This window comes from Novipirellula rosea, from assembly GCF_039541335.1.
In the GTDB taxonomy this organism is placed as follows: domain Bacteria; phylum Planctomycetota; class Planctomycetia; order Pirellulales; family Pirellulaceae; genus Novipirellula; species Novipirellula rosea.
Window position 1 is genome coordinate 34,755 of the sequence record NZ_BAABGA010000120.1, and the last position, 22,584, is coordinate 57,338.

15 protein-coding genes are annotated in these 22,584 nt (G+C 55.8%); 8 read left to right on the top strand and 7 right to left on the bottom strand.

Features of this window, described 5'->3' with window-relative positions; translation table 11 throughout:
• The first annotated feature begins 19 nt into the window (after positions 1-19).
• The 3 genes from ABD971_RS32490 to ABD971_RS32500 all read left to right on the top strand — a co-directional run bounded on the left by ABD971_RS32490 (position 20) and on the right by ABD971_RS32500 (position 4,341).
• On the top strand, positions 20-1,825 hold the full coding sequence (locus ABD971_RS32490) for an ATP-binding cassette domain-containing protein (RefSeq protein ID WP_345327854.1): 1,806 nt from the start codon (positions 20-22) through the stop codon (positions 1,823-1,825).
• Positions 1,826-1,945: 120 nt separating this feature from the next.
• Positions 1,946-3,220: a prepilin peptidase gene (locus ABD971_RS32495; RefSeq protein WP_345327855.1), complete on the top strand. Its 1,275-nt coding sequence runs from the start codon at positions 1,946-1,948 to the stop codon at positions 3,218-3,220.
• Positions 3,221-3,306: 86 nt separating this feature from the next.
• Positions 3,307-4,341: an O-fucosyltransferase family protein gene (locus ABD971_RS32500; RefSeq protein ID WP_345327856.1), complete on the top strand. Its 1,035-nt coding sequence runs from the start codon at positions 3,307-3,309 to the stop codon at positions 4,339-4,341.
• A gap of 486 nt (positions 4,342-4,827) precedes the next feature.
• Here the strand turns inward: ABD971_RS32500 and ABD971_RS32505 are convergent, their stop codons facing one another.
• The 3 genes from ABD971_RS32505 to ABD971_RS32515 all read right to left on the bottom strand — a co-directional run bounded on the left by ABD971_RS32505 (position 4,828) and on the right by ABD971_RS32515 (position 10,559).
• The gene (locus ABD971_RS32505; RefSeq protein ID WP_345327857.1) at positions 4,828-6,195 is read right to left on the bottom strand and encodes a DUF58 domain-containing protein; all 1,368 of its coding nucleotides are present in this window, start codon (positions 6,193-6,195) and stop codon (positions 4,828-4,830) included.
• A gap of 145 nt (positions 6,196-6,340) precedes the next feature.
• Positions 6,341-7,987 (bottom strand): arylsulfatase B, encoded by a 1,647-nt coding sequence (locus ABD971_RS32510; RefSeq protein WP_345327858.1) that lies wholly within the window; start codon positions 7,985-7,987, stop codon positions 6,341-6,343.
• Between the two features lie 139 nt (positions 7,988-8,126).
• Positions 8,127-10,559, bottom strand: coding sequence for a PVC-type heme-binding CxxCH protein (locus ABD971_RS32515; protein ID WP_345327859.1), 2,433 nt, complete (start codon positions 10,557-10,559; stop codon positions 8,127-8,129).
• A 471-nt stretch (positions 10,560-11,030) separates the two neighbouring features.
• Between ABD971_RS32515 and ABD971_RS32520 the strand changes: the two genes are divergently transcribed.
• The gene (locus tag ABD971_RS32520; RefSeq protein WP_339942903.1) at positions 11,031-11,444 is read left to right on the top strand and encodes a hypothetical protein; all 414 of its coding nucleotides are present in this window, start codon (positions 11,031-11,033) and stop codon (positions 11,442-11,444) included.
• A 123-nt stretch (positions 11,445-11,567) separates the two neighbouring features.
• Here ABD971_RS32520 and ABD971_RS32525 read toward each other — a convergent pair whose 3' ends face one another.
• Positions 11,568-13,274, bottom strand: coding sequence for an ABC1 kinase family protein (locus tag ABD971_RS32525; protein WP_345328514.1), 1,707 nt, complete (start codon positions 13,272-13,274; stop codon positions 11,568-11,570).
• A gap of 268 nt (positions 13,275-13,542) precedes the next feature.
• Between ABD971_RS32525 and trxC the strand changes: the two genes are divergently transcribed.
• From trxC to ABD971_RS32540, 3 genes are all read left to right on the top strand, one after another.
• Positions 13,543-13,962: a thioredoxin TrxC gene (gene trxC / locus ABD971_RS32530; RefSeq protein WP_339942902.1), complete on the top strand. Its 420-nt coding sequence runs from the start codon at positions 13,543-13,545 to the stop codon at positions 13,960-13,962.
• A gap of 91 nt (positions 13,963-14,053) precedes the next feature.
• Entirely contained in the window at positions 14,054-15,190 is a 1,137-nt protein-coding gene (locus ABD971_RS32535) for an HlyD family secretion protein (protein WP_345327860.1), read from the top strand.
• Entirely contained in the window at positions 15,187-17,460 is a 2,274-nt protein-coding gene (locus ABD971_RS32540; protein ID WP_345327861.1) for an ABC transporter permease, read from the top strand. Before ABD971_RS32535 ends, ABD971_RS32540 begins: the two co-directional genes overlap by 4 nt.
• 66 nt (positions 17,461-17,526) lie before the next feature.
• Here the strand turns inward: ABD971_RS32540 and ABD971_RS32545 are convergent, their stop codons facing one another.
• Positions 17,527-18,588 (bottom strand): NAD-dependent epimerase/dehydratase family protein, encoded by a 1,062-nt coding sequence (locus ABD971_RS32545; RefSeq protein WP_345327862.1) that lies wholly within the window; start codon positions 18,586-18,588, stop codon positions 17,527-17,529.
• A 451-nt stretch (positions 18,589-19,039) separates the two neighbouring features.
• A complete protein-coding gene (locus ABD971_RS32550; RefSeq protein ID WP_345327863.1) occupies positions 19,040-19,420 on the bottom strand; it encodes a hypothetical protein in 381 nt (126 codons plus the stop codon).
• 122 nt (positions 19,421-19,542) lie between these two features.
• Here ABD971_RS32550 and ABD971_RS32555 point away from each other — a divergent pair, with 122 nt between their 5' ends.
• Complete coding sequence (locus ABD971_RS32555) at positions 19,543-20,346, top strand: phosphatidylinositol-specific phospholipase C/glycerophosphodiester phosphodiesterase family protein (protein WP_345327864.1); 804 nt, start codon at positions 19,543-19,545, stop codon at positions 20,344-20,346.
• A 20-nt stretch (positions 20,347-20,366) separates the two neighbouring features.
• Here ABD971_RS32555 and ABD971_RS32560 read toward each other — a convergent pair whose 3' ends face one another.
• On the bottom strand, positions 20,367-22,580 hold the full coding sequence (locus tag ABD971_RS32560; protein WP_345327865.1) for a sulfatase-like hydrolase/transferase: 2,214 nt from the start codon (positions 22,578-22,580) through the stop codon (positions 20,367-20,369).
• Positions 22,581-22,584: the final 4 nt, after the last annotated feature.

Below are 22,584 nucleotides of genomic sequence, written 5' to 3' on the forward strand. Positions count from 1 at the left end.
AGCCAACGAGGTTCGACTGATGAGTAGACTTGCGGCACCACGAAGTGAACCCGAAGCGAGTGGTGCATGGACGACATACATCTGGGCATCGCTCGCGGGGCTGCTTGTCCCTGTGATTGTGGGCCTGGTGGGGCTGATCGCCGTACTGCTGGATTCCAAAGGTTTCGTCGGCAACCAAGTGCGGCTTGGAACTCATCTTAGTATTTATCTGCCCGAGCCGTTTACGGCCCAGCGTCCGCTCGTCCAATTGGCTCAGTTAGTCGGCATCACCTTTGTGGTGGCATGCCTGTTTTCGCTGGCGGTTTGGTTGCACCGCCGCGATGCGGACTCCAAGGCTCGCAACGTTACCAAGTCACTGCATCGCAAGGTGCTGCAGCAGAGTTTGCGTCGCGCCGAAATCGAAGGTGCTGCGGCTCAATACGTTCGTGCCGAGCAGCTGATTGGCACTCATTTACCAGCGATCCAAAAAGGGCTCTCGATGTGGTATCGAGCGGTCCCACGAAGTGTGTTGATGTTGGTGGGATGTGTTGCCGTTGCCTTGTTGGTGAACGTGTGGTTAGCGTTGCTGGCGGTCGTAAGCGGGATCATGCTTTGGCAGCTTTACCAGCGGCTGCGCTATCGCAAAGGCGACGAGATTGCCAATTGGGAAGTCCCCCGTTCGCGTCGACGGATGGCCGAGATTGTCGGACAAGCTCCGCTGCTGGCGCGTTTGCAAACGCAGGGGTTGGCCGATCGATCGTTCGAATCCGAGCTCGATTCGTTGTACCGACGGCTGACTGCCGAAGAATCGCGATCGGGGCAATTGTGGCCGCTGTTGTTTTTGGCGACCTCGGTCGCTGTGGCGGTGTTGCTGCTGGGACTCGGCGCCAATTTGTTGATTGGTGATAGTGGTTTGAGTGTGCCGTCGGCACTCGTCTTAGGGTTGGCCCTAGGCGGTGCGATCGTCAGCGCTGATCGACTCGCCAAACTATCCTCTCAGTTGAAGGAAAGCGAACCGTCGAGCGATGCGATCTATTTGTATCTGCAGCGCAGCGATGATGTCGCGCCGAGCGAGCAGCGAGTGGGGTTGGCGGGACTTCGTGACTCGGTTCGTATCGATGATGTGACATTAAAGGATTCGACCGGCAAAGCGATCCTCCGAAATTTGAGCTTGCAGCTGACTCCCAAAAGTTTTGTGGCGTTACTCGGCACGGAAACAGTGTCGACCCGAGCGCTGACGGAATTGATTATGGGGTTCGGTCGTCCGACCGAAGGCCAAGTGTCGATCGATGGGATCCCCTTGCTGGACGTTCATCCGCAGGCGCTCGCGCGTAACGTGATGTGGGTCGAGCCGTCCGGTCCGCTGTGGGACGGAACGATCGCGGAAAACATTCGCGGTGGCGACGAGGACATCAACAACCGCGATTTGGTCGAGGTGCTCGAGAGTCTGAATGTATACGAGCAATTGCAGCGGTTGTCCGAAGGGCTCAACACCTACGTGACCGTGGGCGATTCGTTGTTGTCGCCCGAGATTACGTTCGCAATCGGAATTGCCCGTGCGATTTTGCATAAACCTGCTGTCGTGATTGCGATGGAGCCGCCTCCGCCCGCAGAGCATTTGCCGGACGACCCAAGTTTGGCGGGGCTAAAGCGATTGTCCGAATCAGGGGCTTTGGTGGTGGTGTTGCCACGACGTTTGCAAACATTGCGGTCGGCCGATCGTGTTGTCTTGCTAAACGGGCCACGCATTGCCGGCGAAGGCAAGCATGCCGAGTTGTTGTCGAACAGCGATCTGTATCGCCATCTGAATTACTTGCTATTCAATCCGTATCGGCATCAAAAATAGGTGATTTTTCCAGCGAACCTGCGGGGAATCTCGCCCGCCGGTTCCGCCGTTACAAGCGACCCTTGAAATCCGTTATGCTACCCGCCTACCTTGGTTCATCGGACGTTTTTGGGTCGACACGTGTTTGATTTTTGGCTCACGCTCTCACTGAATTTACGATTAGCGTTGCTGGCGATTTTCGGGTTGCTCAGCGGCGCGTTGGCGAACCATGTGATCTACACGTGGTGTTGGTTCGCACGTCCTATTTCACCTTGGGCACCTCCGTCGCCTAAATCGCCAAGGCGTCTTGCCAGTGATCGCATTCCGCTAGTGGGTTGGTTGTCGCTTCGCCGCGAAGCGGCGCTTCATGGTCGTGGATTTTGGATCCGGCCGTTGTTGATCGAGATCGGATTGGCAATTGCGATTCCGGCGTTGTACATGTTCGAGACACAAAATGGCGGTCTGCTTGCTGAATCGCTGCGTGTGCCGCAGGTGCTCAGCATGCCGTGGCTGATCACAAGTGGGCACCGAGTTTTCCTCGGGCACGCCGTGTTGTTGGTGTTGATGGTGGCGGCCACCTTCATTGACTTTGACGAGCAAACGATCCCGGACGAAATCACAATCCCCGGCACGCTGTTCGCCTTGTTGCTGGGATCGATTTCCGACTGGGGGTTCATGCCGATATCGCTACCGATTGGCGGTCCTGCAATCGAGCTGGCTCGTGCCACGTTCGAGGCGCCTTGGTTCCCCGCGTTAGAAAAATGGTGGACCAGTACCGGGCTGTTAACGGGATTGGCGATTTGGAGCGGTTGGTGCTTTGCCTTGGCGGATCGTCGTTTGATTTTGCGAAAAGGGGTTGGCAAAGCGATCGAGTTTTTCTTGGCAGGGCTAGTGCGTCATTCGACTTGGAAATTGCTGCTCGCTATTTGGGTCGCGGGTTTGATCGCGATTTCGATCGTTTTCCAGCTCGGCGGCGTTCATTGGCATGGGCTGTTTTCCTCGTTGGTCGGTTTAGCGGTGGGTGGCGGCGTGATTTGGGCGATCCGCATCATTGCGTCTGGCGCGATGGGAATGGAAGCGATGGGGTTTGGCGATGTGACGTTGATGGCCATGATCGGAGCGTTTCTGGGATGGCAGGCTGCCGTCGCCGCCTTTTTTCTCTCTCCCTTTGCTGCCATTGTGATCGTGGTGTTCCAGTTCATCATCACGCGTGAACCTCGAGTGCCGTTTGGCCCCTATCTGTGTGCCGGCGCGGCAATGACCGTGATTGGATGGGACCGCGTGATGAACCAGTGGTTCCTGCCAAATCTGTCGATTCTGGGCGGTTTTATCCTCTGGCTCTGTTTGGCGATGCTCGGTCTAATGGGGATCATGTTGTTTGTTTGGCGGCAGATTAAACAGCGTTTGTTTCCTTAGCTTGAACAACATCGCCACATCATTGAAGCGGCGAATGTGTTGCGGCTGAGGATACGCATCCCCAACAGGTGGACTGGGACAAATCGATGATTGTGATTGCCCGACGTTATGGACAACTCGGTAACCGATTGTGGCTGTATGCCCACATGATCGCTGCGGCGGCCGAGTACGGCGTGACCGTCGCCAACCCAAGCTTTGCCGAATACGCCGATCTGTTTCCCTCGACACGCAACGATTTGTGGTGCCGCTACCCGTTGGTTTCGGAGTCCGATCCGTCACCACACCAGCAGTCGGCACCGTCTCGCCGAACGCGAGATTGGTTGGCCCAGGGGGTCTATCTCTCGGCCAAGACGCTCTATACGTTGCGACTGCGAAACTATCCCGCTCACGTTCTTCGTATCAAAGGTGACCAGAGTTACGACGTAGGCAGCGATGCATTTCGCGAATTTGCTACGAGCGGCCGGCCGGTGATGGCACTGGGGTGGCAATTCCGCAGCGAATCACTACTGGCCAAACATGCGGCGGTCGTTCGTCACCATTTCCATCTTGGCCCCGAGCATGGCGAGCCGGTGGGGGAGTGTCTGTACCAAGCACGGCAAAGCAGCGACGTCGTGATTGGCATCCACATTCGCCAAGGCGACTATGCGACGTTTTTGGATGGCCGTTATTACTATGAAGTCCGTGACTACGTGGCCACGATGCGTGAAGTGCAAGCTCAGCTCGCCCCTCGCCGTGTGGCGTTCCTCGTTTGCACCAACGTGCCTTATAACGAATCGGACTTTGCCGGATTAAACGTGCAATTTGGTCCCGGCGTTGCGCTGCAAGACATGTACGCATTGGCGGAAACTGACATGATCATCGGACCGCCGAGTACGTTTACGATGTGGGCGTCTTTTTATGGCGGTGCACCGCTGGCAATGATGAAGCGGTGTGACGACAAGATCGAAGTCGAGTCGGTCGCACCCGAGTTGTTCCAGTCCAATCCAAGCAGCACGAAGTATCAAATCGTGCAAGGGAAGTTGTCCGAGTTGAGTCCGAGTGAGCTCGCCGATGTTTTCGGTTTCAGCCAGCCAAGCGAACGTTTCCCAAGCGAAGCGAAGTCACTCAAATCGAATCCGTAGGCGTAGGCCGGATCAAGTCGTGGTAGCGACGCAGATCCGGCAGAACACTTCACCTCCCCAAAACTTGTTTGTGGGGAGTCCGTTCACTAGTGAGTCATCAGAGGGGGGAGAATCAGGCAGTGTAAGTTCAGCGCAACCAGTGGTCTCCATTAGGCGTTTAGGAACCGCCCGTTACCTCGCCCGAGCGTCAGCTTGGGAGAGGTCGGACGGGCCCCACAGGCCTCGTCCGGGTGAGGGCCGACCGCGCAAGCTTGATGCGGCGTTCGACTCGGATTGCTCGGTCGCCCCTCACCCGAGCAATCGCTAAAGGCTCTGCTCGACCTCTCCCAAACTGCGTTTGGGAGAGGTGACAGTACGCCAGCGGAATTCTGGATGTTGCCTCGGCAGTCTTATCCAGGTCGGAGGGTAAATACCGCCGCCGCGCCGAAACTCCGCTCCGCTCCGCTGCGGTCTGGCCTACGAAAAGAACGCAAATTTTAGGCGTCGCTATCGCGTCATCACTTCGCGGCAGACGTCCGATACGGCATCGGCCGACGCCAAGTGAAACGTCGGAATGCGGCTGGCGATCAAGGGGCCTGCGGCTGCGGAATAATCGTTGATATCCAGTGCATTGATGATCACCGCAACAGCTCGGCCACGACGTGACAACCCGATCAATGCCGCCAACGACTCAGGCGGACAGCTTTGCAGGATCACCAGCACCGTGGTCTCGGACGATATCTTCGATTCCGCTTCGACCAACAACTCGGCCAGCGTTAGCCCATCGGTCCGCTCGAGTCGTGCCAGCGTGCGGATCATTTCACGCAGCGCCACGGGGCCTCGTGTCGCAGGCTGTGCCACCGGCATCAAACGATCACTTTCGTTTCGCATCGACGCGGCTGCAGTGACTTGGTCGCGGACTCGATAATCACCCACCCAGCCTTCGGTGCGGATGCGGTCGGCGGCGTCGCGTCCATTAGTAACCAAGCCAAACGGTTCTCCCGCATCATGTAGTGCATGGGCAATCGAAGCGGCTGCAGTCACCGCCAAATCACTTCGCACCGGTTCATGCTTGGATGGATTGGTCGCGACATGCAAATCTAAAACCAACGTCGCTCCGGCAATCGACGAAGGCTCATAAATTTTGCTGTGCAGCGTACCGGTCCTCGCCGTGGCGGCCCAGTGAACACTGCGAAGCGGATCGCCGGTCTGCCATCGACGAATGCCTCGCAACCGCGTGGGATCGTCCATTACATTGTCCCGCATTCGGATCTCGCCGATCGGGCGTCGTGACCCGATATCGTATGTCGATAACGGAACCACATTGGGAAGCACCGTAACATACTGAGGCTCGGTGCCAACGCGATAGCGTCGATACAGCCCCATCAGATCGCCAGTTTCCAGTACCGTCGGTCCGATTTGAAAGTAGCCTCGTCGACGACATGTCACTTTGTAAGACAGCGATTTTGATTGGCCTGCCCACAACATCATCACCTGAACTCGGTCGCCTTCGATCTCGAGCGCCGACGTCGAAACCGCGCCTACCTGGATCGCTGGCCGCGGCAACAAGTCTTCGACCAAGATCCATAAGATCGGCAACCGGCTTTGGTTGGTAAGCATGATTTCGACGTCGATCACCGAGCCCAGTTTGTGTTCGACATTCCCGCTGTGCCGCACCGCGATAGTGGAATCGGTCCAGGTGTTGGCAAGAAACCAATTGACTCCGACAAGAATCGCTGCGGCCACCGCTGCCAGAACCCACAGCGACGCACCAAACAACATGCCAAACATCAGCACCGCACAAATCCCCGCCACCATCCCAAAGCTCAGCTTGGGTGAATCGGAATGCGATTGGACAGCAGTCGTGGAGGACATTGTTCGATCAACGCTTTTAATTTCACCTCCCCTTTGGGGAGGTCAGAGTCGGCGGTAGCCAGCTCTGGGTGGGGCTCGTTGTGTTAGGAATAGACGGTACAAGTTCAGTGTCACCAGCCCTCCCGGCCGCTCCAACCCGCTCTGGCTAGCGGCCGTCGCCGGTGTAGATAATCGTTGCTCCTTGAGGAGCTTGAGGCCAAGGTGTCGTCCCAGGGGGCCACTCGGTTGGCTGGGTTTTGCGAACCTCGTTCACCGATTCGATCAACCAGTCCGGAGCCGACTTGTTTTCCTGCATTCCGTAAACGTACGGAAGCGGTGGGTCCATCAACAACGCCTTCTTGCCCAGCGGTGGTCGCTCGCTGCCCGCCTGCTTTAACCGCGCCGACAAGCGAGCCACCACATCAGGATGTTGCTCCGCGACATCAGTCGTTTCACTCGGATCGTTTGCGACGTTGAAAAGCATCTCGCCCATCAATTTGAAATCACCCGAGCGAATCGTTGGCAAACGAACACTGCCGCTGACTTCGAAAATGATCTCGTCTCGCGGACTCGGCTCTCCATGGACAATCGTCTCGGTCATGTCGATCCCATCAATCGGATAGGGACCGCTTGCGTCACCGCCGGCGATGTTGGCAAACGTGGGTAACAGGTCAACAATGTGAATCATCGCGTCGTTGGTCGAGCCGGGGTGAATGTGTCCAGGCCACCGCATCACGCAGGGAACTCGCACACCGCCTTCGAAGGTTGTGTTCTTGGTTCCGCGGTAAGGCCGATTCATCTCTTCGGTCAAACCGCCATTATCGTTGGCAAAGATCACCAATGTATTCTGAGTAAACCCATGCTGATCCACCGCTCCGATGATTCGCCCGATCGCATCATCCAAGCACTTCAGCGCTGCTTCACGCGGTGTGTATTTGTCGGTGTATCGTGGCACTTGTTCGATCGGTCCGTGGACCGCGTTAAACGGCACATAAATAAAGAACGGTTGTTTAGCAGTATTTGCATCCGCTTGGCCCGCTCGCTCCGAGATCAACCGCGCCGCTTCGTTCGCAATCAAATCGGTGGTGTACCCTTGCTCTTGAATCGGTTGCTGATTGCGGTGCCAATCGTAAACCGCATAGCGTGCCGGGGCGTTGTGAGGAATGGTGTAGTTGTTGTAGTCGATCCCCCAAGCGTAGTGACCGTATTGATGATCAAAACCTTGTCCCATTGGCAAGTGTTCGGGCAACCATTCGCCACAATGCCACTTGCCTGTGATCGCTGTGAAATAGCCAACGTCCGACAATACCTCCGCCACGGTACGTTCTTTGGTATCCAGTGCATGGATGCGCCGCGTTTCCTCGCCGCGTTCGTTTATTGCGAGCGTCAACCCAAGTTTCGCCAGGTAGCTCGGTTTGCCAAAATCTTCGCTTCGCCAATCCATCCAATTGCGAAACGCGTAGCGTCCCGTCATCAACGCACCGCGGCTCGGTGCACAAACTGAATGCGTATAGAACTGCGTCAGTTTCACACCTTGGTTCGCCAAACGGTCCATGTTGGGTGTCAACTCGGCATTACCGCCATTGAACCCAGGCTCGGCCCAGCCCATGTCGTCAGACAACATGAACACAATATTGGCACGCTCGGCGGATTGAGCACTCAGCTGCGGCATTTCGATGACAAGAACCCAGGCGACCAACGTCATCGCGACGGCAAGTCGAGCACCGCAGCGTAAGACTGCCCGCCAGCGTTTTGCTGGGCCACCAGCCGGACGTGTTGACGGGCACGACGTGCGAGCTAGCGAGTGAATCATTTCAGTTCCGTTGGTCGAGGGGCGACAAAAGACAATTTGTATCACGACGCGTGATCGGGATTCACGCTGCCTGTCTATTCTCTTTGCCGAGGTTTCGTAGGTCAATTGCCCGCTGCCTCAGTAGTTAATTCGACGTCCCTCATGAACCACTCTCACTCAGGAAGGCAATCAGGTCCGCCAATTCGTCGAGCGTCATGCTGTCTTCGAGTCCGACGGGCATGATCGATTTTTCACTGGGTTGCAGTTGCTCGATCTCTTCTCGTGGCACTTCAAAAATATTGCCGTCGGCTCCCTGCAGACGCAGTCGATTCTTAGCCCCAGGACGATCCATTTTTAATCCCGTCAAAACATGACCATCGCTCGTCAGCACGGTCCAGGGAACGTACAGCGGCCCCACTTCTTTGCTAGGGTTCAAAATCGATTCGAGCATTCGAGGGCGAGTCATCTGCCCCGCCACTCGCGTCAGGTCGGGCCCCGTGTTGGTCCCGCGTCCAGAGTGCATGTGGCAATTCGAGCATCCGCGGCGATAGAACACACGGCGTCCGGCGTCCACCTGTTGGCTGTGGCCGACCAATTGCATCCATCCCTCGATGTTTTCTCGGCTCGGGCGAGCCGCATTGTCGCGGCGAACGTTCGTGTTGCGAACTCGCTTCGCTTCCGCCCGCAATATTGCAGGTTGTTTGGGCAATGACAAACGATTGATGATCGCCGCGTAACTCGCCGCCTTGGGAGACAATCCCGCAATCGCGTCGGCACGCGTCTGTTCGTCGACCATCTCGTTCGCTGCAATGTTTGCCAGTTCATCAAAAGAGTGGTCGGTCCCGCGAGCGACCAACAATCGAACCACTTCAAGGGACAGTTCGCGGCCGGTATTCCCATCGACGTATCCGCCGAGTTCTTGATCACTTGGCGAGGTTGCATCGGATGGCAGTCGCTGTAACGCAAGACCACGAAGACGAGCCGAGCGGGTGGTATCGCCTGCGAATTCGATCAACCGCTTCTCGATCGCGGGATCGCGGCTCTTTCCCGATGCGCCCCCCGTTTCCAAGTAAGCGATCGTCGCAATCGTCGCCGAGAAAACGGGCGGCGATAAACGATCCTGTTTTAATAACGCCGTGATCGCGGGCAGTTGGTCTTTGCACATCCGCTCTGCCGCCCAACGCAACGCCGTCAACACCACGGCATCCGAATCGGCCTCTAATCCAGCGGTGATCAACGCGTCACGCGTCGTCGCAGGAACACTCGCCGGATCACACAGTTCTCTCCATCGCCACGCTAACATCTGTCCCACTCGCTGCTGGGCATCGGGCAACGTTTTTTGACCGAGTGCCGTCAGTTGATCGTGCCGGACCAAGCCCGTGATCGCGGCTTGGCGAATCCACGGATCCTTACTTTTCAGTGCGGTCAATCGCCCGTCGAGTGTGGTGGTCGACGATTCCGCCAACTGCGATGCTTCATTTTCCGCTGGCGTGAATCCGGGCAGCGAGTTGGTTTCAATCGGTGCGTCCGCAACACGACTCAGTCGCCACAATCGACCCTTACCATGCACCGGGTAACTGCGGTCGACCCAATCGGTAAAGTAGATCGAACCGTCATTGGCGATTGCCATCGCAACGGGGCGGAAGTTTTCGTCGCCTTGGACAACGACTTCGGTTTTGCTGGTCCACGACGCTCCGCGAGGATCAAGTGAGTAGCGTTCGATGCGATTGTCACCCCAGCTAGTGACCCACAAATGCGAACCGTGCTGGATCACCGCACAGGCCGCTTCGCCGGTTCCCGCCGTCATCGGCAATGTGCCGGGGAATTCGCCGTTCCATGATTGCAGTGGATGAATTCCCGCACGCCCAAAACGAAACTGGAATCCATAATCGCCTCCGAACACGACATGCATCAAGCGATTGGGCGGCATCGAGTCGGGATCGTTCCCGGCGCCCCACAGCCGATTGGCCGAATCAAAACACAAGCCAAATGGATTCCAGAATCCGGTCGCAACACGTTCTACGCGGGTGCCATCGGTTTTGCAGCGAAACACGTTGCCTCCTTCGCCGCCGCCGACTTGTCTTGATCCGTCGCTGCCGATTAGTTGGTAGGGTTCGCCAAAGTTTTCGCCTTGCCCCACGTACAGCCATCCGTCGGGTCCGAGCGTTAGTCCGCCGAGTCCATTGTGTGGGTAGTTTGCCGACGTTTCATGCGTCAGCAGCACCACGCGTTGATCGGCAATGCCATCGTCATCCGAGTCACGAAGTTTCACCAATTCGCTACGCGTCGAAACGGCAAACCACCCTTCGCCTAAATTTACAATGTTCATCGTTGCCACGCCTCCTTCGTAGAAGAGACGTTGTCGGTCAAGCACCCCGTCGCTGTCGCTATCGTCAAAGCGGTAGATGCGATCCGTTTTTGGACCGTCGTAATCGTCGGGTGGGAAATGGGTATGGCATTCGATCACCATCAGTCTCCCTTGGTCGTCGAGACAGCATCCCGTGGGCGTCACCAAATCAGGCTCGAACGCTATCTGTGTTAACTGCCAATTGGAGTCCAGCACCCGAGGCGTTTCCTCGGCGAATGATGGCAAACTGCAAATTCCGAGGACTAGGCCAAGCGTGGTTGTAGCGGAGTGGATCCGCAAGATGCTCCACACACTCTGACAAATTCGAAGTTTGTTGAAACACATTTGCATGGATGGCTTTGCAAGAAAGAGGGTGGGGGCGGGGCGGGCGGAAAGAGGGACGTTGGCGAAGTCGTCGATTATACCGTCCCCCGTCCTAGCGTGCTTTGCGGCGAAAACGGCAAGCGAATTTGCGTCACGCAAAAAAAATGTCACTAATGCACACGACCAGCTTGCCATTGCGTGTGTCGTATTCGCACACATGGACGAAAAGATGGGCGTCGGTGCCCGACCGCCTCGCGACGTATGCGGGAGGAACACGCTGCTGCGCCGGACATTGTCGCGTTTGGGCGACTGGGAGGTCGCTTTGGTACGTGTCTTGCTTTTGCGAGAAGGTGAAGTTGTTAAGAAACAATCGACACACAAGGAACCTAGCCAATGACCATCAGTGTTAACTCCGCCGCCGAATCTCACGCCGATCATCGTCATTGGAAAAGTGACGTCGAGTGCTGGAGTGAAGACATCCAGAATTGGCGAATGGAACATTGTGCAGCGATTGTGCAATTGCAGGAGGCGGTCAAACGGATCAACGAGCATGGGAAAGCACTCGACGAGCATGCCAACGCCGTGGCATCACTGGAAACGTCACTCGAGGCTCATGAAAAGAATTTGGCGGCCAGTTTGCAACACGGTTCTGACGCGGCGATTGACGGCAGAATGAACGACCAGCACGCGAAGCAGTCCGAATTACATCTGCGTCAACAGAATGCTCACGAGCGAATGAAAAAGCATCATCATCAGGCGATGGCGAAAGTCGCGATGCTGAAGAACGCACTCGAGGAAGCGTGTTAGATGAGGAGGCCTGTTAGGGTCCCTGTCGTCACAGCGTGATGCCGGGCCGCCGCAGATTGGAGTTCTGGCGATACGACGGTTGCGAATTTGCCATCACTTTCGCATCCAGCGGATCGGCACCACTTAATCGTCTTCGCCGACGCGGTGTGACCGACGGATGGAACGGGTGATTCCGTACCCCATCATCACGGCGGCTGCACATCCGATAAAACCGGGGACGGAGATGCCCAGTAGCAGCGGCGGCACAAGGCTACTGCATAACGAGGCTGAGCCCATGAACAATGCGGCCGTCAAAATTCCCAGCACTAATCGGTTGACGATGGGTTCGAGCCGTCGATGTTGCAAGTGAACGTCAAACTTTCCACGTTTGAAATTGTGCAAAATGTCTGCCGCATCTTTGGGCAATACACTCATCAGATGTTCCCAGTCGTCGACGTTTGACTTGATCCGAGCGTAGACTTTTTTGGGAGAAAAACGACGCAACATCGCTTTTTTGCCATACGGTTCGATCAATTCAGCCAAACAAAAGGTGGGGCTCAACTGATGCGCCGTCCCCTCTAACATCACCAACACCTTTAGCAACATCGCCACTTTGGCGGGCAGATAGATACGGTGTTCGCGAATAATCTCGACAATCTCGTGCAGACAGCCACTCAAATCGAACTCGCCAAGTGATTGATACGCGTATTCGTCGATCAATTCTTGGATCGCCGACATCAACTCAGGTTCATCAAACCCGATCGGAACTTCGCCGACACTTGCAACCACTTCGGTGATCTTGGCCGCGTCTTGTCCGACCGCGGCAATCAAACCCAGTTCAAGATGGTTTCGTAATTCATTGTCGATGCGTCCTACCATGCCACAATCGAGGATGCCTAATTCAACGGAGCCATGGCTGCTGAGGACGCCATCGCTGCCGGGGGCTGCGGGAAGCGGATTGGCCAACACCATCAAGTTTCCTGGGTGTGGATCGGCGTGGTAGAAACCGTCGCGAAAGATCATCTCTACAAACAGACTGGCACCGCGGCGAGCCACCGCGTCCAAATCGATCCCGGATGCTTCGAGTTGCGATTTCTCTGACAGACTGATCCCTTCGAAACGCTCCATCGTCAGCACGCGACGCGAGCTGAGGTGAGGGTAGGCTTTGGCGAATCGAATCCCCGGTTCGTCGGCAAAGTTGCGTCGAAATCGCTCCATGTTTCGCAACTCACGATCAAAGTTCAACTCCTTCATCAAGGTTCGTTGGAACTCTCGCATCGTATGCACAGGACGATATTGACGCAGTCGTGTCGATTGTTGTTCGGCGATCTCGGCCAATTTTGTCATGATTTCCAAGTCATTGACAATGCGTTGTTCGATGCCGGCATGTTGAACCTTGACGACGACCGATTGACCCTCGTGCAGCGTCGCCCGATGGACTTGCCCGATCGAAGCGGACGCCATCGCCGCCGGTTCAAACTCGGCAAACAGAGTGTCGATCGTGGCCCCCAGTTCCGATTCGATCATCGCCACCACCACATTGGCTTCGTCGGCGGGAGTGTTCGCACGCAGTTGAGCCAGTTCATCGGCGAGCGGTTTTCCCACCAAATCAGGACGTGTACTGAGGACTTGCCCAAGTTTAATAAACGTGGTTCCAAGCTCGGTCATCGCGACACGAATCCGCTGCTCGGTCGTCAGTTCCTCGTCCTCGCAATGGCCTCGAATGCGGTTGAGCCAAGGGATCGGGATGTTGGACAACCAGTCGGCCAATCCGTGTTTGGCAAGCACCGCCACGACTTCGCGAAATCGGTCGGCGTTACGGACGAGCTGCGGGACGTCGATTAAATCCATGTGCGTGTGTTCGGTAACGTTTTTAAATATAACAAAGGGAGCGTCGGCAAGGATGCAATCATAGCAACGCAACCGACGTGCCGCCGGTGGTGATTCATAGACCGGATCAAGTCGCGGCAAGCGACGCAGATCCTGCGAGTTGCGAAATTCACTGCGACAATATTCGCCTTCGGCTGGCACCCGGTTTGCTCGTTTGCTGGTGCGATGACAGTACGACTGCCATCGCAAGCTCATTCGCAATCAAGAAATTCAACAAGGAACTTCCACCGTGAATCTCGTCTGTTCGGAATGTGGATCCGTCAATCGGGTGCCCGAGTCAAAGCTCACGGACAAACCGGTTTGTGGCAAATGCAAAACCTCGCTACTGCCAAATCACCCTGTGGACTTGTCTGCAGATTTGTTTGCGAAGTTTATCACACGCACCGAGCTGCCGGTGCTTGTCGATTTTTGGGCACCATGGTGTGGCCCGTGTCGGATGATGGCCCCTGCGTTTGCGACGGCGGCCGAAGAGTTATCGCCTCAGATGATCCTGGCCAAGCTGAACACGGAAGACGCTCCGCAAATTTCGTCTCAGTTTGGAATTTCGGGCATCCCGACCATGATTCTGTTCCAACGCGGCAACGAATTGAATCGCCAATCCGGAGCGGTCAACACGCAACAAATCGTTGCGTTTGCGCGTCGAGGTTGATCTTCGCGGGGATGTAGTTATCGCATCGGCTTTCTGCGAGAATATGTTTTCGCAGTCGTAAAACCATCGCAATTCCTGTGAGGCTACCCGCATGACCAAGCGATTTATTCTTGTCAGCTTGTTCATTGGCGTGCTTGTCGCCTTGGTGTTTTACAGTAAATGGTCGCCTGAGCCCGCCCGCGTTTCAGGAGTTATCGAAGCCGACGAGATTCGGCTCGGCTCTCGCGTTGGCGGACGTGTCGCTCGCGTGCTGGTCGAGGAAGGTGAATCGGTACAAAGCGGCGATGTGCTGGTGGAACTGGAGCCTTTTGATCTTTTGGAACGCGAAGCCCAGTTGGAATTTGCACTGGCGGCACGCGAATCCGAGTTGGCTCGTTTTGTCACAGGTTTTCGAGAAGAAGAAAAGCTGCAAGCCAAAGCGAAATTGGATCAATTGCAAGCGAGATTCGATCTGTTGACCCAGGGGCCTCGCAAGGAGGAAATCGAAGCCGCGCGAGGCCGATTGGTGCTCGCTGAAACCGCCAAACGACTTGCGGAACAAACCTTCGAGCGACAATCAAAGCTGGCTCGCAATAATGCGGTTTCCACTCAGGAGCTCGACAATGCTAAAGAGGCACTCGAGGCGGCTTCGGCGAACGTCGTCGTTCGACAGCAGGAACTCCGTCTGCTGGAAGCTGGCACTCGCGAAGAAGAGCTGCGCGAGGCGGCGGCGAATGTCGAACAGGCACGTCAAGCTTGGCAACTGATGCTGCACGGTTATCGTCCTGAGGAAATTGAACAAGCCAAAGCATCACGAGATGCGGCACAAGCAGAGCTCGATGCGATCCGGCGTCAAAAAGAAGAATTGCGTATCAAAAGCCCGATTGATGGGGTGATCGAAGCACTCGATTTGCAACCCGGCGACATGGTGGCCGCCGGAGCACCGGTGTTGTCGATGTTGGACCGAGATGAACTTTGGGTCCGAGCCTATGTGCCTCAAAATCGTGTCCGTGTCAGCATCGGGCAGAAGGTGCGATTGTCACTTGATAGTTTTCCCGACGAACCGCTGATCGGAACGATCTCGTTTGTTGCACGCCAGGCCGAATTCACGCCTAGCAATGTGCAAACGCTCGAGGAACGGTCCAAGCAAGTTTTTCGGATCAAGGTGATCATCGATGATCCCTCGGATCAATTGCGTCCCGGTTTGATGGCCGACATCTGGTTGGATTCAACGGGTGCAGACGAATGAATGTATCGTCCGTAGATCCGTTCCCAGAACAACCCGATTCCGATGCTGGTTCTGTCATTGATGTTCATTCGCTGTCGCGTTCTTTCGGTTCGCTGGTGGCCGTCCGTGACGTTAGTTTCGCGGTACAACGCGGATCCATTTTTGGTCTGTTGGGACCCAACGGCAGCGGGAAATCGACAATCATTCGCATGTTACTGGGGATTTTGCCGCCGAGTGGGGGTGATGCGCATGTGCTTGGGTTAGACATCCGCAGCGATGCTGAACGGATCAAGCCGCGTGTGGGTTACATGTCGCAACAATTTAGTCTGTATGGCGATTTGTCGGTCCAAGAGAACCTTGATTTTTACGGCCGCATTTACGGGCTCGATTCCGGTCAATTATCGCAGCGACGCGATCAAGTGCTCGGATTGACGGGGTTGGGAAATCGACTGCCTCAATTGGCGCGTACTTTGTCCGGCGGTTGGAAACAGCGATTGGCATTGGCGTGTTCGTTGATTCACGAACCCGAAGTGTTATTTCTCGATGAGCCGACCGCAGGTATTGATCCCGTCGCCCGCCGACAGCTGTGGGATTTGTTGTTCGAATTGTCGGGTCGCGGGGTGACGCTGTTTGTCACGACACACTACATGGATGAGGCCGAACGATGCAGCGAAGTCGGTTATATCTATCAGTCGAGGCTATTGGTCCTTGGTAAGCCTCATCAATTGAAAGAGTTACCCGAGGTGAACCCGGCAGGAACGAGGCGGTTCGAAATCCGGTTGCCTAGCCCCGCGCGTCACCTCGTGCCGCTTCGTCAGGTCCCCGAAGTCCACGATGCAACCTTGTTCGGCGAGACGATCCACGTGTTGATGGATCAAACTCGTTCGCCCGCGGAGGTACTGCGTCAACTCAACATCTCTCCCGCGGAAGAGACACGTGAAATTGCTCCCAGTTTGGAGGATGTCTTTGTCACGTTGACTCGCAACGCCGAGCGGCGATCGAGTCTGCAAGCCGAATCAGACGAAGTCTCGACACCTATTGCTCCCGATGCGACTGGTTCGCCTGCAACGTCCCGCAAACCTGCTGTTACAAGTCAATTGCAGGATTCGGTTGCTGAGCCGGCCGCCCCCACGCACGGGACGTGGGCCGGGTTGTGGGCCGTGTTGATCAAAGAACTGGTGCACATTCGCCGCCAACCGACAACGCTGTTTTTCATGCTGGTGATCCCAGCGATGCAAACGATCATTTTTGGCTACGCGATTGATACTCAGATCGAACACATCCCGACGGTCGTCTTTAACATGGATGGCCGTCAAATGTCGCGAGAGCTAACGGCTGCGTTTGAAAATACGCGTCGATTCCAAATCAATGGTCACGTCGGAGACGAAGAATCATTTCAGCGATCGCTTTCATCGGGAAATGCAAAGGTAGGTATCCGCATCCCACCAAATTATGTCGACCAATTGTTGCGAGGGGAACAAACACGTTTGCAGGTCTTGATCGATGGCAGTGATTCACAGGTGGCGACGACGGCACAAAGCACTGCGCAACTGTTGGGAATGAATTTGTCGATCCAGCTGGCACGTAAAAAAGGAGACGCGTTGCAATTGGCTCCCGCTCGCGACGCGTTCGGTACCGGCGCGCTGCCGATCGATGTGCGAACACGCATGTTATACAACCCTGACTTGGATAGCTCGCACTTCTTTGTCCCTGGGTTGGTCGGAATCATCCTGCAGTTGGTCACGCTGTTCCTGACCTCGTTCGCCGTTGTCCGCGAACGGGAACTTGGCACACTCGAGCAATTATTCGTTACTCCGGTGGGACGCACTGGATTGTTACTCGGCAAGTTGCTTCCGTATGCGTTGGTGGGCTTCGCTTCGCTACTGACCGTGATGGTCGTGATGATCTATGTGTTCGGAGTCGAGATCCGCGGTAGCATCACGCTGCTGCTGGCGCTGTCGATGTTGTTTATGGTTTGCTCGTTGGCGTTGGGGTTATTGGTTTCGACGATCGCGAAAACCCAACTCGAAGCGTTCCAGTTTGCTTTTGTGATTATGTTGCCCTCGGTGTTGTTGTCGGGCTTTGTGTTTCCCCGCAGCGAGATGCCGTTGCCGATTTACTTGGTGACGTTTGCGATCCCCGTGACCTACTACATCGAAATTCTTCGTGGCGTGGTGCTGCGGGGGGCGGACCTCATCGATCTGATGCCTTGGGTGATCGGGCTCAGCATTTGTGGAGTGGTTGTCCTCACTTTGAGCGTCGCCCGCTTCCAAAAACGGCTCAGTGGATAAGTTGGATGCCGTCTGCGACGTGAAAGTCATCCACGCTGGGATGACGTGTTATTGGTGGGGCCGGATTTAGGAAACCGTTGGGTGACGTCCCTTTAGTGTCGGCTGCATTTGGCGTGGTGCTTGCAGCCAGCCCTGCTCGACATACCACTGAGCGGTTTGGGCAAGTCGTTGATACAGCGATTGGTCAGGGACAAAACCGGTGTCGCGATTCAATGCTTCACTGGAACAGGTCCATGAACCCGCCGTCGCTTCGCGGGCTTTATCCAGATTGAGAATATTAGGGTGGCGAGTCACTTGGGAAACAAGTTCGTTGAACGTTGCGATACACCACACCGCCGTTTTGGGGCTGCGGATCACCCAGGCATGGTAACGTCCGAGCGTCCGCCCGATCATGCGTCCGAGTTCGGCATACGTCGGATTCTCGCCATCGGCGGCAAAATAGATACCGGTCGCGTCACTGGGATTCGTTGAGACGCGACGGCCTTGGCTGGCCGCTAACATCAGTGCTTTGCTCAGATCCTCGGCATGGATCACCGAGACTCGGTCGTCGTGAAATCCAGGAGCCAAGTGGAAACCAAACTTTGCGATCGTTTTGAACATTTCTAATCCGTCACGATCGCCAGAGCCCAATACGATGGGGGGCCGTACAATCGTCGTTGGCACATCCGCGGCGAATCGCATCGCCGCTCGTTCGCCTGCCAATTTGCTGCGTCCGTAATTTGATACTGGGTTCGGAGTGTCCGACTCGGTGCGAGGCTTCGATTCAGACGAGGGGCCCGCCGCGGCGAGTGACGATACGACCACTAAAACCGGCGGCTGGTCTCGTTCGGCGCAACACTTGGACACATTCGCAACCCCGTCTTCGTTAATTCGAGCGTAGTTGCGCACATGTAGACACTTCGTCACCCCGGCAAGATGATAAACCTCGTCCACACCATCGAGGGCACGCGAGATTGAGGTGGGGTCCGTGACATCACCGGTTACAAAACGCGGTGCAAATGGTTCGAGTCGGCTGCGGTCGGAATGTTCACGGACCAAGCAGGAAACCTCATGCCCCCGTCGCATCAGTTCGCGAACCAAGTGAGCGCCAATAAACCCGGACGCACCTGTCACCAAAGCATGAGTCATGATCCGCCCTCTTCGATTGAAGTTAAACTTGAAGATTCCAACACTGGCCAAGGGCTCCACCTCGGCTCGCACGTGACAGCACCGTCCGCGATGCATTGCTACGTCTGCAAACGCAAAATGCAGACGCAAAGTATGTGCCAATGATGGGGGACAACCCGCAAATGACCGCTTGTTTAGCGAGTCTTCGTTGTCGCATCGGTTTTTAATCCCATCGCGAGAATGGTCCCGCAGCGGCATTGGCACTATTGAGTGTACTCCCCCAATTGGACTGGCCCCAGTTTTTTCTGCAAATTTCTGAGGAACGCGTGACAAGTTCGATGGGGTCATGCCACGTGTTTCGCGCGGTGGAGGTCCGGCGGAGACGAGATTGCTGGAAAGTTTTTTTCCGCCGCGGTGTTGGAACGTCGCTCCAGCCTACGATTCTCGCTTGGCTTTCCAAACCGTTGCCGTGCTACTGAGGGCGGTTGATGGATGGTTTATCGATCAAGCCAATCGGACCTAAGATCAACGCGACGGGGATGCCAAAACAGGCTCCGTAGATTCCGCCCTTCAGCATCCACTGCGCGCTGCCCGGGGGGAGCATTTCGGCGCTCGCGATTGCAAAAAAGCAGGCGACCATCGAACCGATGGCGCTAGCAATCATCGACGGGGGCGACTCGAGACGGCTTCGCATCCCGACTGCGGCCAGAGCCGAAACCGCCGTGCCGATCGCAATGCCTTGGACACCCTTCGCCATCGGCCACGACAGATAACCCACCGCCAGCACGACGAGTAATCCGGTGGTTGTGGCCGCGACCGTCGCTAGCTCTATTTTTATAATGCGATGTTTCATCATGGGTTCCTGCCTACCCAGAGCCTAATTGGTACGATGGGGTGCGCGAATTTCCTAGGCGAATTCGACGCTGTTCCCTCCACTTTATTGGATGACATCCCTTGATACGTTTGCAACCTACCATGGCTCTATCGGCATTGATCATCTTCGCGATGGTTGATCGCCCCGCGTTTTGTCAATCGACCGTCGCACCGCCGCTCTCGTTAGCTCATGCCCACAATGATTATGCGCACACGCGTCCTTTGCTGGATGCGCTGGATCATGGTTTTACCAGCGTCGAAGCGGACATCTATCTCGTTGATGGGGAATTGTGGGTCGCTCATTCCCAAGATGAACTGAAACCCGAACGCACGCTTCAATCACTTTACTTGAACCCACTGCGCAAACGAGTGCAGCAGAACAATGGATCGGTGCATGGTACAAACGATCCGTTTTATCTGCTGATTGATATTAAGAGTGCTGCCGAGCCCACGTATGCGGCACTCGCAAAAACTCTCGCTCGCTATCCCGAAATGATCTCGGTGGTTCGTGACGGGCAACTGCAACGCAAAGCGATCAATGTGATCGTCTCTGGCAATCGGCCGTTTGAATTGATGACCGCAGAATCCGTACGTTACGCAGGGGTGGATGGCCGGTTAAGCGATCTGGATTCGCCACTGCCAAGCCATTTGATGCCGCTGATCAGCGACAATTGGCGTAAACATTTTCGCTGGAACGGCAAAGGAACGATCAGCACCGAGGACCAGCAGAAGTTGGATCAAACGATCGCATCTGCCCATGCTCAGGGCAGACGCGTTCGTTTCTGGGCGACCCCCGACACCACAGCGATGTGGCGTGTCCTGCACGACAGCGGTGTCGATATGATCAACACCGACGATCTAGCAGGACTGGAAACGTTTCTTCGCCAAGCGGGCAAAGACCGTTAGTCCACTAGCGTTGGCTGTACTTAGCGATTTCCGTAAACCGGAGCCTTCCAATCTTTGGGCAATCGGCCTTGCGGTCTCACTCCGTAGGCATCGCTGGGGATCGGATGATCCTCGGCCTTCAGCAGCGGCAGATCGTCGGGAAGATGCTTGATCTTGAAATCTTTGTACTGGATCTTCATCGCGGGACCGACATGCACTTGCACGGCCAGCACTCCTTCGAGTGAACGTCCCTTCTCGTCCAAGTCGATTAGGTCGGCGGTCGGATGCCCGTCGATCCAATGTTGATGGTGATTGCCTTGGACCAACACGCGGTAGTCGTGCCAGGATTCGGTATTGAAGTCTTTGATCGCATCACTTCCCGCCAATTGGCCAACGACCCACGGTTGTCCGCTGCTGTCGATGATCACTTTCTCGCCGGTATGCGACAGGATCCGTCGTCCCTTTTCTTCGTAAAGCATGCCGTTGTAGTTAGGGTTGTCGGCAACGACATCACACTGGTATCCGGTTACGATGTCCAAACCGAGATCAGGACGCGATGTGCCGCGATACTGAAGTCCACTGTTGCCGCCGGCGGTGACTTTGACTTTAACTCGCAAATCGAAGTTGCGGATCGTCGAGTTCTTCCAGGTGATGAAGCGATTCATCTTTAGCGAGCCATCGGTCACACCGGTCAACGCACCGTCTTGAACCGACCAATACTTCGAGTCGCCCGACCATTGACGCAGCGTCTTGCCGTCAAACACGCGGACGAAACCGTCTTGGTCCGCTCGCGTGCCGACTGCGGCCGAAGCCTCGGGATGAGGCACCGTGGACGGAGAGAAGTTTTTCAGCGGATCGAGCGGGCCACCCAGTTCTGCGACACGCTCGGTCGTCCGCTGACGCATCGCTTTAAGTGTTTCGGCATGCTCAGGATCCGAGGCCAAATTGACCAATTCGTCGGGATCGTTTTTCAGATCGTGCAAGAATTCATGGTTGCCGTGATCAAAATAGCGAACGTACTTGTACCGCTCGTTACGGATGCCTTCGTAGGCTGGAATGCGATTGCGAACCGCAAAATGCTCATGGAATGACTCGGTTCGCCAATCCGCTGGTTTTTGCGATTCGACGATCGGTTTTAGGCTGTGCCCCTGGTAACGCTTCGGCACTTCGACGTTAGCCCAATCCAAAAACGTGGCTGGCAGATCCAAGTTCAATGCAATCGCATCAGCAACTTTGCCTTGCTGAGTTTTAGGGACCCGCGGATCCGCAACGATCATCGGCACGCGGAGTGCCTCTTCGTAATGCGACCACTTGCCGGCAAACCCGCGATTGCCCATGTAGTAGCCGTTGTCGGCCGAGTAGACGATGATCGTGTTGTCGGCCAATCCGGCTTCTTCCAATGCGGCCATGAAACGGCCGATCGCACCATCGATACCGCTGACCATGCGGTAATAGGCACGCATGTTGGTTTGATATTTTTCGTCGGTATTCCATCGCCAAAAATAACGTTCGCGATTGATCGTGGTTTTCAGAAAGTCGGGTTGTCCGTCAAAGATCGCAGGGGCACCCAGACGCGGCGGAGCGATTTGGACGTCTTCGTACATCCCGTCGACGGCGCGAGGCCAAGGGAAATGCCCGATCCCCGGGCGACGATCGCCGTCTTCGGCGTGACAGGCGTTGAACCACATGTTCAGTGCGAACGGTTTGTCTTTGGGCTGATTTTTAACGAATTCAATACCGCGATCGACGATCAATTCGGTTTCGTGACGCAGGCTGCCATCGGCTTGTTTTTTGTAATACGGGTTTCGCCCGATTGCCTCGAACTCGTCAAAGTGATCTTGATTTCGGTACCCTGCTGGCATCTTGGCGTGCCATTTACCGAAGTAGCCGGTGCGGTATCCGTTTTCTCGCAACAGGTCGCTGTACAAGGACTCCACTGCATCGGCTCGCGCCGTGTCTGGATTCGCGGAGGTACCGAAGCTGCGCCCTGTTAATCCCGACAGGATGGTGGTGCGGCTGACCCAGCAAATGGCTTGGCTGACAAACGCGTTTTCGAATCGCGTGCCTCGCGCGGCCAAGCCGTCGATGTTCGGCGTCTGAATGACGTCGTTGCCGTAGCAGCCCAGCGTGCTGGTGGTTTGATCATCGGCAAAGAAGAACACGATATTGGGACGCTCGTCGGCACGCGATCGTCCAGGCATTAGCAGCAATGCGGTAACGACAACAAGCGATAACACAGGGAGATGTTTTTTCATCATG

Bases quoted from the DNA above. Each gene is read 5' to 3' on its own strand.
- ABD971_RS32560 (WP_345327865.1), bottom strand. From the start codon at position 22,580: ATGAAAAAACATCTCCCTGTGTTATCGCTTGTTGTCGTTACCGCATTG.
- ABD971_RS32525 (WP_345328514.1), bottom strand. From the start codon at position 13,274: ATGGATTTAATCGACGTCCCGCAGCTCGTCCGTAACGCCGACCGATTT.
- ABD971_RS32540 (WP_345327861.1), top strand. From the start codon at position 15,187: ATGAATGTATCGTCCGTAGATCCGTTCCCAGAACAACCCGATTCCGAT.
- ABD971_RS32545 (WP_345327862.1), bottom strand. From the start codon at position 18,588: ATGACTCATGCTTTGGTGACAGGTGCGTCCGGGTTTATTGGCGCTCAC.
- ABD971_RS32520 (WP_339942903.1), top strand. From the start codon at position 11,031: ATGACCATCAGTGTTAACTCCGCCGCCGAATCTCACGCCGATCATCGT.
- ABD971_RS32490 (WP_345327854.1), top strand. From the start codon at position 20: ATGAGTAGACTTGCGGCACCACGAAGTGAACCCGAAGCGAGTGGTGCA.
- ABD971_RS32500 (WP_345327856.1), top strand. From the start codon at position 3,307: ATGATTGTGATTGCCCGACGTTATGGACAACTCGGTAACCGATTGTGG.
- ABD971_RS32535 (WP_345327860.1), top strand. From the start codon at position 14,054: ATGACCAAGCGATTTATTCTTGTCAGCTTGTTCATTGGCGTGCTTGTC.
- ABD971_RS32505 (WP_345327857.1), bottom strand. From the start codon at position 6,195: ATGTCCTCCACGACTGCTGTCCAATCGCATTCCGATTCACCCAAGCTG.
- ABD971_RS32555 (WP_345327864.1), top strand. From the start codon at position 19,543: ATGGCTCTATCGGCATTGATCATCTTCGCGATGGTTGATCGCCCCGCG.
- ABD971_RS32550 (WP_345327863.1), bottom strand. From the start codon at position 19,420: ATGAAACATCGCATTATAAAAATAGAGCTAGCGACGGTCGCGGCCACA.
- ABD971_RS32510 (WP_345327858.1), bottom strand. From the start codon at position 7,987: ATGATTCACTCGCTAGCTCGCACGTCGTGCCCGTCAACACGTCCGGCT.